At 31.4% G+C, this 12,701-nt stretch carries 6 protein-coding genes; all 6 read right to left on the bottom strand.

Going from position 1 to position 12,701, the window contains the following annotated elements; all coding sequences use genetic code 11:
* The 6 genes from BUB70_RS04225 to BUB70_RS04200 all read right to left on the bottom strand — a co-directional run bounded on the left by BUB70_RS04225 (position 1) and on the right by BUB70_RS04200 (position 12,439).
* On the bottom strand, positions 1 to 3,189 hold the full coding sequence (locus BUB70_RS04225) for a SusC/RagA family TonB-linked outer membrane protein (RefSeq protein WP_073118672.1): 3,189 nt from the start codon (positions 3,187 to 3,189) through the stop codon (positions 1 to 3).
* A gap of 501 nt (positions 3,190 to 3,690) precedes the next feature.
* On the bottom strand, positions 3,691 to 4,710 hold the full coding sequence (locus BUB70_RS04220; RefSeq protein ID WP_073118670.1) for a glycoside hydrolase family 43 protein: 1,020 nt from the start codon (positions 4,708 to 4,710) through the stop codon (positions 3,691 to 3,693).
* Between the two features lie 44 nt (positions 4,711 to 4,754).
* A complete protein-coding gene (locus tag BUB70_RS04215; RefSeq protein ID WP_073118668.1) occupies positions 4,755 to 6,212 on the bottom strand; it encodes an MFS transporter in 1,458 nt (485 codons plus the stop codon).
* 22 nt (positions 6,213 to 6,234) lie between these two features.
* Complete coding sequence (locus BUB70_RS04210; RefSeq protein ID WP_073118666.1) at positions 6,235 to 7,356, bottom strand: endo-1,4-beta-xylanase; 1,122 nt, start codon at positions 7,354 to 7,356, stop codon at positions 6,235 to 6,237.
* A 12-nt stretch (positions 7,357 to 7,368) separates the two neighbouring features.
* Positions 7,369 to 10,269 (bottom strand): glycosyl hydrolase 115 family protein, encoded by a 2,901-nt coding sequence (locus BUB70_RS04205; protein ID WP_073118664.1) that lies wholly within the window; start codon positions 10,267 to 10,269, stop codon positions 7,369 to 7,371.
* 13 nt (positions 10,270 to 10,282) lie between these two features.
* Complete coding sequence (locus tag BUB70_RS04200) at positions 10,283 to 12,439, bottom strand: alpha-glucuronidase family glycosyl hydrolase (RefSeq protein WP_073118662.1); 2,157 nt, start codon at positions 12,437 to 12,439, stop codon at positions 10,283 to 10,285.
* Between the last annotated feature and the right edge of the window lie 262 nt (positions 12,440 to 12,701).

The raw sequence follows: 12,701 nt of genomic DNA, 5'->3' as shown, positions 1-12,701 counted from the left end.
TTAAAATGTAACATTAATTCCTAAATTCACTCTTCTTACTGTAGGATAAGCTCCTTGGGAAGCCCAACCAGTTCCTGCAAAATTAGACTCTCTATCGTCTGGCATCTTAGACCATAGGTATAAGTTATTTCCATTGATGAAAAACTTAAGGTTTTGAATCCCCATTTTTTGTACCCATTTAGAGTTTGCATCAAAAGTATAAGCTATTTCAGCATTCTTTAAACGTAAGTACGATCCATCATAAAAGAAACGATTCGCATTGTTATAACTACTTGGTGTTGATTTCCATCGAGGGATTGGTGACTCTCCATTGTAATCTTCTTTTGACCAATAAGACCCCTGATCATAAACAACATGATTTTGAGAAGATAAACTTTGTAGTACTACCTGACGAGATGCGTTATTTACACCGTAAAATTGCACATATCCACTTAAACCTTTCCATATAAAACCAGCAGTTGTATTATAAGTATTTTGTGGGTTTCCTGTAAATCCATAAGGTATATTGTCATACGTATCTATGATTCCATCAGCATTGTAATCTAATATAAAATAATTACCTGGTAATTTTTGATTATCATTTGTATTATGTATTGTACTTGAATATACCTCATCCCAAGTATTATAATTACCATTTGAAACATATGAATATGCTTGACCTATTTGTTTATTTTCTTGTTTTTGGTATTCTGGTAACAACTTAGGATCATCAGCAAAAATAATTTTATTCTTTGCATGCGTTATATTTATGTTTGACCATAAATTTAAACCATTATTAAAAGTATGGTTCAATTTTATTTCTAACTCATAACCTTGATTCTGTACCTTTCCTAAGTTTGCTACAGGAGCCTCCGTTCCAAAATATGGAGGAATGGCTCTACGATCTCCAACAAGTAAGATATCACTACGTACATCTTTAAAATAATCAAACTTACCAGATATAAAACCATCAAATAATTTATAATCCAAACCAATATTGGTTTTTTCTACCTGTTCCCATTGTACATTTGGATTACCTACTGATGATTCATTATACCAAGTATATGGACTTTGGGCTGCAGCTTCACCGTTCATTCCCAATCTGGCGGCTCCACCATAAGAAAATTGAGAACGATAAAGAAATCTTCCATTTACACCATCATCTCCTATTTGTCCATAAGAACCTCTCAATTTCAGGAAATCTACAAATTTTACCGATTTCATAAAATCTTCTTTAGAAATTACCCAACCCAAACCTCCTGAAGAGAAAAAGGCAAAACGATAACCCGGTCCAAATTTTTCAGATCCATTATAAGCTCCGTTATAATCTAATAAATATTTATCTGCATAACTATAAGTTGTTCTAAACACCCAATCTTCTCTTGGTTGGGGGATTTCACTTCCTTGAGCAAATTTATTACGGTTAAAAAGTCCCATAGCCGTAATATTATGTTCTTCTATATCTACATTATAATTTAATTGTAGTTGATAAAAAAGTCTACGTTGTGTTGACCAATCTTCTACATTCCCTCCTGTTGCAGACCACTTTACACCTTCTTGAAAATCAAATCTATTGTTTGCATCGTAAGATTTTTTATAAGTAATCAATCCACTATCTGGATCAACCCATTTTTCCTGAATATCATTATACAAATCGTTAACTCCTCTATCTGCTTCAACATAAACATTATCCAAGGCTATTTTTCCTGAAAACTTAAGCCCTTTTACTATTTTATCTAAATCTTGATCTAATGTAAAATCTGTCTGTACTTTTGTTGTGGTCTTATATTGAATACCACTAATTGCAAGATTTCTAACTGAATTTGAAGCTTTCCCTTCATTTGGAGCAAAATACCCCCAAGAACCATCTGCATATCTTGGCAAAAACACATCTGGTGCTGTAGAATAGGCAGCATCCCACATAGTATACTCCCCTCCATTTTGTCCCCAAGGACTTTTTTTGGTTCCATGTGAACCAGCTAAACTTACTTTAAGTTTTGTAGTAGGTGTTAGTTTAAAATCTAAATTAGACCTAACATTTAAACGATTATACCCATAACCAGGATCATAACCACGTCCGTTATCATAATGTTTAAATAAATCACCTTCTCTTAAAAAATCAGCACTAGCAAAATATTGAACAAACTCTGTCCCTCCATTTACATTTAAGTTTGCATTGTAAGACATTACTTGATTTTTAAATAATGTCTCTGCCCAATCCACATTTGGATATCTCTCAGCTTCCTCCAAATTAGCTGGGTTTCTATATTTATCAATAATTGCTTGAGGTAAATAATCACTCCAACTCTCTGGACTAATTCCTAACTCATTTTCAATTGCCTGATTTTTTACTAGTAAACCATCATATGCATCATATTTTCCTGGTAGTTTTGAAGGGTATTTAATTGTTGAATTTACCCTAGCTCTAATTTGTGCCTTACCTATTTTACCTCTTTTTGTAGTAATAAGAATTACTCCATTACCTCCTCTTGAACCATAAACAGCCGTTGCTGAAGCATCTTTTAATACCGTAACAGATTCTACAGAACCAATATCAACACTACTCATGTCTCTTTCTATACCATCGACTAATATCAATGGTGAGGAATTATTCCAAGTACTACTTCCTCTAATTAAAATCCTAGGATCTTCTTCTCCAGGCATCCCTGTACTAGCAGTAGTTATTACCCCTGGTAAACTCCCTGTTAAGGCAGCTCCTAAACTAGAAACACCACCTGCTGTTTCTAAAGTTTCTCCTTTAACTGAAGCTATTGCAGCAACAACACTTGCTTGTTTTTGTTTACCATAACCAATAATAACAACTTCATCTAGAGCACTACTAGATTGAGTCATCGTTACGTTAATTTGTTTTGACTGTCCTACTTTCTTTACTACTGTTTCATACCCCATATAATTAAAGAGTAAAACTGATTTAGAAGACGGAACTTTAATTGTATAGTCACCTTCAAAATCGGTTATCGTAAAGATATTTTCCTCTCCTTTAACCATAATAGTAACTCCTGGAATCCCCATTTTATCAGCAGCAGAAATTACTTTTCCTGTAATTGTAAGCTGACTGACCTGATTATTTAATTGTACTCCTTCAGGTATATCGGCAGCATATATCTCATTAGTAAGCACAAAATGAAGTATTAACCCCATTAAAAATACCCTATGATAATAGAGGGTTTTAAATAATTTTATTTTCATATTATTATTTTGTTTTGATTTTTTCACTACTTAATTCTTATTAAGTTTTACAATCTATTTACAGTAACTTTTCATGGTTTTATATTTTTTATCATAAAAAAAATACCACACAGACAAATGTGTTTCTCAAAAAATGACGATTGAATCATAGGCTTAGTTTGTTTATTATTTAAGTTATAGTTTAATTTAGAATTAGTATTGTAATCCCCCCACAAACAACCGATTGTTCTTATTGATTGAAAAAATTAATAGTTTAACTTAGGTTGTCAATTCCTAATCAATTATATGTGTAATTGCCACACTTACTAATTTACATCAAATATATTAATTAAATTCAATAAAACAACCGATTGTTTTAGTTTTTTATTAAAAAAAAACTAAAAATATACATTATCACAAAAACAAAGTTTGTTTAAATAAAGAACTACTTAAAAAACAGATTAATAAAAAAGCCATGGAGATTTCCATGGCTTTTTTATTAATAACATTAAATTTAATTACTTAAATCAAATAAGGGTCTAAAGTATTTATAGTTCCATCATCATTATAAGTGATCTCTGCAACCTTAATAGAACGTAAATGTGTTACTCCTTTAGACAAGCTTGAATCGTGATAAAATAAATACCATTTGTTATTTATTTCACAAATAGAATGATGCGTAGTCCACCCTACTACTGGATTCAAAATAACACCTTTATAAGTAAAAGGCCCATATGGACTATCTCCTATTGCATAACAAATCAAATGTGTGTCTCCTGTTGAATAAGAAAAATAATATTTCCCTTTATATTTATGCATCCAAGGACCTTCAAAATAACGTCTATTATTATCTCCTTCCAACAATGGATCTCCATTTTCATCAAGAATCTTTATTTCTATAGGCTCTTCTGCAAACTGTAACATATCTTCAGACATTTTAGCCACAATAGGTCCTAGCGCAGGTTCGTTTGATTTAGGTAAATCGTAATTTGAAGAATAGTTATTATTTCTATAATTCTGTAATTGTCCTCCCCAAATCCCTCCAAAATAACAATAATACGAATCATCATTATCTTTAAACACAGCAGGATCTATACTATAACTTCCTTTTATAGGTTCAGGTTCCGCTAAAAAAGGACCAGTTGGAGAGGTACTAGTAGCTACTCCTATTTGAAAAATTCCTTCTTTATTTTTAGCAGGAAAGATTAAGTAATACTTTCCATCTTTGTATGCGGCATCAGGTGCCCACATTTGTTTTTCTGCCCATGGTACTTCATTCACATGAAGAGCTAAACCATTATCAACTGCCTCAGAGTTAATATCATCCATTGAAATTACATGATAATCCTCCATACCAAAATGCTCTCCATTATCATTAAATGGAATTCCAGCATCTATATCATGTGATGGATAAATATATATTTTACCATTAAACACATGTGCAGAGGGGTCTGCTGTATACATGTGGGTCACAAGGGGCTTAGAAATTGCTGTTTTATTTAATGTCTCAAAATCTATATTTTCTATACTTTCTTCTGGCATTTTAATCTATTTTTATATTATAATATTTTCGTCTACTTCAGTAATTACTGAAGTCTTCTTTCTTTTAAATCTGACTCGATTTTTATTTCTAGAGTTTTATTAATTTCATAGAAAAACAATAATCCTATGCATATTAAAAAAGGTATAGCAGGATAAATACTTACCAACATTTTTGTACCATGAATAGCACTCTCTGGTTGTACAATTTCTTGTCCTACTATAGATGCTTCCTTACTTACATATCCATACAATCCTAAAATATAGGTTAGTAAAGCACTACCAATACTTAAGCCTCCTTTTAATCCAACCATCATTGCCGAAAAAATAATTGCTGTCGCTCTTCTATTATTTTTCCATTCAGAATAATCTGCTACATCTGCAATCATTGCCCATAGTAGAGGAATGGTTAATCCATAGAAAAAACCATGTAATATTTGAGAGGCAAATATTAATTCTACAGAAGTTGAAGGGAATAAATAAAAAAACAGAATAAACAAAGTAGATATAAACAATGCAACTCTAAACACATCCCTTTTTCCGTACTTATCGGCAAAGCTTTTTGATATGGTTATACCGATAATCATAAAAATAATTCCTCCTGCATTAAACAAACCAAAACCAGCAGAAACTGGATTTTCTCCAAAGAAATTAACGCCTATAGATGATAAAAAACCTAATATGGGTTGAATAAAACTTGTTAATGCTGTTTTATCAACATAGTTTTCAAAGTAATAAACATAAGCTCCTCCTTTCATAGCTAATGTAACAAAAACCATAGCCGTTACTGCAAGTATGATTACCCAAGGTTTATTCTTAAACAAATCTCCTAAATCTTCTTTAACACTAGATTTTTGTTCTGGTTTGGGAACAATACGTTCTTTTGTAGTAACAAAAGTTATAAGTAACATTACCGTACCTATGATTGCCAACCAAGTCATAACAATTTCAATTCCTACGGCTTTATCACCACCACCTGCAGTCTCTATAATTGGTAACATAAATACTTGCACAAAGAATTGGGCAAACATTACTCCAACAAATCTATAAGAAGACAAACTATTCCTGTCTGACATGTTTCCTGTAATTACACCACTTAGAGCAGAGTATGGTAGATTATTTGCAGCATACAATAACAACAATAAAGTGTATGTTACCACAGCATAAATCACCTTTCCTTTGTAATCAAAATTAGGGGTACTAAAAGCTAACAAAGCAACTACACCCAAAGGAACGGCTGTCCATAATATCCAAGGTCTAAATTTTCCCCATTTAGAAACTGTTCTATCTGCCAAAGCACCAATAATAGGATTAAAACCAAATGCAGCAATAAGACCTACTGTTAGCATAATTACTGAAGCATGGCTAGTTTTAAGTCCATAGATATCAGTATAAAAATAAGCCAAATAAGTCATCAAGGTTTGAAAAACCAAATTGGCAGCGAGATCACCTAAACTATATCCAATTTTTTCTTTAATGGATAGTTTTTCTGATATAGTACTCATGTTTTATATTTAATTGTTAATCTTAATTTTCTTTTGTCAATTCAACAAGAGTATGAAAAGCTTTTTTAGGTTTTAATTCTCTATCAAAAAGTAACGGATAATTGGTTCTTCCTTTTATTGGAAAATCATTCAACCACGTTTGTTTATCGCTAATTCCCCAAAAAGTAACTCTACTAATTTTATCTTGATGCTTTAAGAATAACTTAAAGATATCTTTATATCTATTTGCTAATTTTGTTTGAATAGAATCAGGCAACGCCTTTGGATATGGATTCATTTTATCATTATTCTCAAATCTTTGACTGATTTCTGCTCCTTGTAATCCCCAAGGGTCTGGTAATACACTAATGTCTAATTCCGTTACAGCAACTTTTATTCCAAGAGCAGCATAATCTAAAATACTTTGTTCTATTACTTCTAAAGAAGGTCTATTTAAATGCCAGTGTCCTTGCATACCTACTCCATCAATCTTAACTCCTTTATCTTGAATTTGTTTAATTAAACGAATTGCACCTTTTCTTTTTTCCGTGTCTGTTAAATTATAGTCATTATAATACAAATCTACATTAGGATCTGTTTCAGATGCCCATTTAAATGCCATAGGTAAATAGTCCTCCCCAATAGTATTTAAAAAAACAGATTTTCTTAAAGTTCCATCTTCATTTAATGCTTCATTTACAACATCCCATGAATCTATTTTACCGTCATAGTGTTCTACAATTGTTTTTATATGATTTTCCATAGCAACACTCATTTCAAGACTATCTTTTTTAGCTCTAAACCATGGTGCTAATTGACTGTGCCATATTAATGTATGACCATGAATAAACATGTTATTTTTCACCCCAAAATCAACATATTTATCGGATGTTTCAAAACTAAAAACATCTTCCTCAGGATGTAAAAACATAGATTTCATAATATTCTCTGCCGTAATACTATTAAATTCTTTAGCAATTAGAGAGGTTTCTTCAGATTTAAGATTTTCTATTTGAGGTCTACTCATAGCAGTACCTATGTAAAATCTATTTTTATAGGCATCTTTTAATGTTAATTCTTCTGATGCTTTATTGTTGCTACTTTTACAGCCAATTCCTATCGCTAAAGCTGTTGCTAAGAGTAGAGAGTTTTTTATTATTTTCATACTTATGATATTTTAATTTATTTTAATACTTTCTTTTGGACCTAAATAAGATTCTTTTAATTGACTATCTTTTGTTTCTATCACTATTTTTTGAAGTACCAATCCCTCATCAACTCTATAGTAGTTTAAGGTATGATTTCCTTCTTTATTAATTTCAAGTTCTGTAGTTATTATCTTCACATGATCGGATACATTTTGATGCCAATTTTGTGGTACTTTTCCGTTGTAATTAAAAGTATTAGGCTCAGAACTATAATTTACTTTTACTGGGTCTTGATTATCAAAAGAGAGTCCATAATACATTCCTTCTGTTGATCTATAATTAATAGTTGGAGCAAAATACATATGTACTTTAACTTTTCCTTTGTTTGTAAAATAAACTGGATAAGATAGTTTAGGAGAAGTATTACTTAAAGCTACTCTTCCTTTTTTTATTGGTAAAGAAATTACAGCTGAATTGGTTTTCCCTAAATTATCTATAATTTCCCATGTAAAGTTTTCTGGTTCACTTTTTTCTAAAAAACTAGATGCATTGATAGATATAATACCTTTGTTTTCTACAAAACCTTTAGCCTTACTTAAATCTATATTATTAATTTCTATATAAACAGGTATTTTCTTTCCATTAGCTTCTAAAATAAATTCTCCTTTGCTTATCCCTTCAGGAACTTTTTTCCAGTTCACAGAAACCTTAATTCTCTCCTGATCTGTAATTGTTCCCTTGGTTTTAGATAAGTTTATCAATTCTGATTTTGACTTAATTTTAAAATCAAAAGGTTTATTACCTCTATTAAAAATTTCAAAATAATAAAGATCACTTCCTGTGGTTGTAAAAGTTGGTAACATTACTTTTTCTAAATTATTTGGCCACCACTTATCAGAACCTTCAACAGCTACTCCAATATCAGAAATATTTTCAACTTGAATGGTCTTAGTCTTTGGAAGAATATTTTCTTTTGGATCACTCCAAATTCTATAACCTATATGAGTTTGAGACATCATATGGTTCCACTTACCATTAGCCATTTGGTTATGGTAATATTTTGTTAATTCAGCATCCTTGTTAAATAATTCTTTAACTTTTTCAGCATATTTATTGGTTGCTACTCTTCCTTGTTTTGCGTATAAATAATTTTTGGCAACATATAGATACAGTTCTTGTAAATTAGCACTTGCTAAAATTGGATACAATACCAACTGATAAAAGGCGTCTTTATATTCAGGTTTTAAATTTTCATTTATTTTTATAGCCTTATCTGCAAGTTTTTTATAATCATTAGTTACTTTTTCAGCCTCGTTATAATGCAATAAACTATAAGTATTTTGATCTAACAATTCAGGAGTTCTTCTAGAATTATATTTTGTATACAACTTTAAAAGGTTTGCTATTTCATTCTTAAATTTTTTCGGAAAATTATCCTCAGCCCATAAAACATAATAATCTTTTAAGTTATCAGCTGTCCAATCGTTAGGATTCCATGCGTAATCTAAAAAGAAAGATATTGGTAATTCCATTGGTTTGATATCTCCCACATTAACAATCCAAACTTGATCTACTCCATGTTCATATGCCAAGTGCATTTGTTCCCATGTTCGCTCAATTTGATTTGTATTGATCCATTTATAACTTCTTGGTCCACCAACGTAATCAAAGTGATAATAAATCCCATAGCCTCCTTTTCTAGGAGCTGCATCTAAACTAGGAAGAGTTCTTAAATTCCCCCAATTGTCATCACACAATAAAAGTGTTACATCATCAGGAACTTTCATCCCTTTGTCGTAATATTCCTGAACTTCTTTATAAAGTGCCCATATCTGAGGTGTCTCTTCTACAGGTTTTCCCGTAACTTCTTTTATAATATTTCTCTGTGATTTTACGATGTTTTCTAACAATTCTATAGCAGTACCTTCTGTCATTGGCTCATCTCCATCACCTCTCATACCAATAGTTACAAGGGTTTCTCTATCCCCCATACGCTCCATTCCTTTTTTCCAAAAAGAATTCAAACCTTCTGCATTGGTATTAAAGTCCCATGCTCCATTAATATTTTTATTCCACTCTGCATGAGCCCTTGTTAGAGGTTCATGATGAGAAGTCCCCATCACAATTCCATATTCATCAGCCAGTTCTCCATTTTTAGGATCATCAACATAGAATTTATTTCCCCACATAGCTGGCCATAAATAATTCCCTTTTAGCCTTAAAATTAACTCGAATACATGTTCGTAAAATTTAGAATTAAATCCTCCAAAGGTTTCATTTGCCCAACCTGTTAGTGCTGGTGCTTCATCGTTGATGAAAATTCCACGATATTTTACTTTAGGCTCTCCTAATGAATGTACTCCTGGTAATACATGTAATTCTGTTTGCTTTTTAGCAGGAACATCTGCCCAAAATTGCCAAGGGGAAACTCCTATTTGCTCAGATAAATTGTACATACCATAAATAGTTCCTCTTTTATCTGAACCAGCAATTACTAATGCTTTTTTTACTCCTTTAATTGGATTTTCAATAATTTGAGTAATAAATTTCTCCCATTTTCCCTTTAACTGAGTTCCATCAATCTTTCCTTCTTTTACAAGTTTATTTATGATTTCACTTTTTCCTAGAGTTCCAATAATTAATATGTATTCTTCGTTTTTTGAATTAGAATCATAAATTTTAGGCAAAACATTGGTAACTTTAAAAAGGTCTTGCTGAAGATGAGTAGCTACACGTTTTACTCCTTTATAATCATGATCCCCAATTATCATAGAAACTACTTTACCTTTGGTTGCTAATGGAAAAGTATTATTGGTCTCTTTATTAATAACATATTGCTGAGTGGTTGTTGCTCTAACATTATCTACCACTAAAAACAGCATTAACAGTGTTAAAACAAATAATCTATTTTTTATAATATATATCTTCATTTTATCTTTATTATTAGTTTCCTGGTGCAAAAGGGAATTTTAATGATTTATAATACTCCAATGTATGTTCTGGCTTATCAACTCCTACAGGTAGTTCTTTTTTTGAATATTGCTGGAAGTATAACAAACATGAATCTCTCCACCATTTAGCCTCTTTTAGTTGTATATCTAAGAACATATTTACTTCTTTAAAACGCTCATCATCAACATAAGGTTTCATCTTCTGCCATGTCTTTTTCATAGACTTTACCTCCTCTACTCCTTCTTGATACTTTAATGCTATTCCATCCCAAAGTACATTTCCATCTTTTAATTTATAATCCCAAGAAACATGATGAAACCACAATAAATATTCCTCAGGACAGGTTTTAATGTCTCCATACATTTTTGCTACCTCAGGAGCATATTGTGCTACCGCATTACTTCCGGTTTTTGTACGATCAAAACCAACACCATTTTCATCTGCTTTGTGATAATAAACCGGATTCCATTCTGGTCTAGAAAGATTAGATACCCATGGTCCAGGCCCATAATGATGTCCTGTGGCCATTATGTGATGTAATCCCAAAGGTGTCATGTAATTCACTACAGCTTCCCTAGAATCTAATAACATTTCTTTTACAGGTTCTACAAATTTTTTATCATTAGAAAAAGTTGAACGTAACCACTCATCTGCAATTTCTCCAGAAGATAAATAAGGGTTCCAAGCCAAACGACCATATCCATACCAATTAGCTTGTAACATTACATTTCCTGTCCAATTAATATCATTTCCGATATTACTAACACCAGCAATTCCTGTTAATTTATCTCCGTGTAATGAGCCGTCAACATCTTTGGCTACAATAGATCCTTTTCCATTTACATAAGTATCTTCGTGTAAAACTTCCTCAAATAACTTTGGTAAAAACACAGTATGTGTACTTTGTCCTAAATATTCTTGGGTAATCTGAAACTCCATCATTAAAGGAGTTTTAGGCATAGCTCCGAACATAGGATGAAAAGGTTCTCTAGGTTGAAAATCGATAGCTCCATTCTTTACTTGAACAACTACATTCTTTTTAAACTGTCCATCATAAGGGACAAATTCACTATATGCTTGTTTGGCTCTATCGGTTACATCATGTTCAGAATACACAAAAGCTCTCCACATTACAATTCCTTTAAATGTGGCTAATGCATCTGCTAACATATTAGCACCATCTACGTGATTTCTTCCGTAATTTTGTGGTCCTGGTTGTCCTTCTGAATTTGCTTTTACAAGATATCCTCCAAAATCAGGAATCATCTTATAAATTTCTTCAGTTTTTTTATTCCACCATTGAATAACATTCTTATCAAGTGGGTCTGCAGTTTTTAAATCACCTATTTCTATTGGAGCAGAAAAACGAGCTGTTAAATACACCTTTATTCCATAAGGTCTAAATACATCAGCCAATGCTTTTACTTTTTCTAAATAAAAAGGAGTTAAAATAAGTGCATTGGCATTTACATTATTTAATACTACTCCATTAATTCCTACAGATGCATTGGCACGAGCATAATCAATATATCTCTGATCTATATAATCTGGCAAACGATGCCAATCCCAAATAGAAAACCCTGCATACCCTCTTTCCACGGTTCTATCTAAATTATCCCAGTGATTTAATACACGAACTTTTATTTTTGGTGACTCTATAACATTTAACTGTTTGATAGATTGATGAGTCTGTAATAACCTTAAGAAGTGATATACACCATACATGGTTCCAATATCTGTTTTTCCTGTAATTACTGTTTTTTGCTTACCATGAACCATGAAAGTTTTAAGAACAAATCCTTCATCATTGATTTCTTCTAATTCACTTTTCAACAGTTTTTTCAATTCATGGTTAAGAAAAGCTTCTGAAGCACATACTAATTGAGAATTCCACTTATTGTTTTTAAAGTTCTCCTCACCTAGCATTTCAGAAAGTCCCAACATCAACTCTTTTGATGCAACTTTTACAGTTTCTGAATTTCCAGCAAAAAAAATTGAGTTTAATCCTACTTTATATTCTTCTCTTAACTTACTATCTTCAACAAAATTATATTGTAACCATAGTTTATAACCATTATTTGAAAAAACATTGCCACTAACAAAACATAAAGTTAATAGCAAAAACTGTCTCAGTATTAATCTATTCATCTATAACCTATTAATTATAATTTAAAAATTTCGGAAACCACAAAATGATTATTTTTCAATTTAAACACTTAAAAATTGTAAAAATAGCAAAAACAACATAACTTGCAATCGGTTGTGTAAAACTATAACAATCAAATGAGAAATAAAAATTAAAATTTCAATAACTAAAATTTAAACTTAAATATAGCTTAATATCATGAAGAAAAACATTTTCAAAATCTTTATTTTATGCATAGGATCAATCTTGGTATCCTCGTGTAAA

It is taken from the genome of Wenyingzhuangia marina, assembly GCF_900130035.1.
GTDB lineage: Bacteria > Bacteroidota > Bacteroidia > Flavobacteriales > Flavobacteriaceae > Wenyingzhuangia > Wenyingzhuangia marina.
Note: the sequence above shows the minus strand (reverse complement) of the source record. Positions and strands in the feature narration are given on the sequence as shown.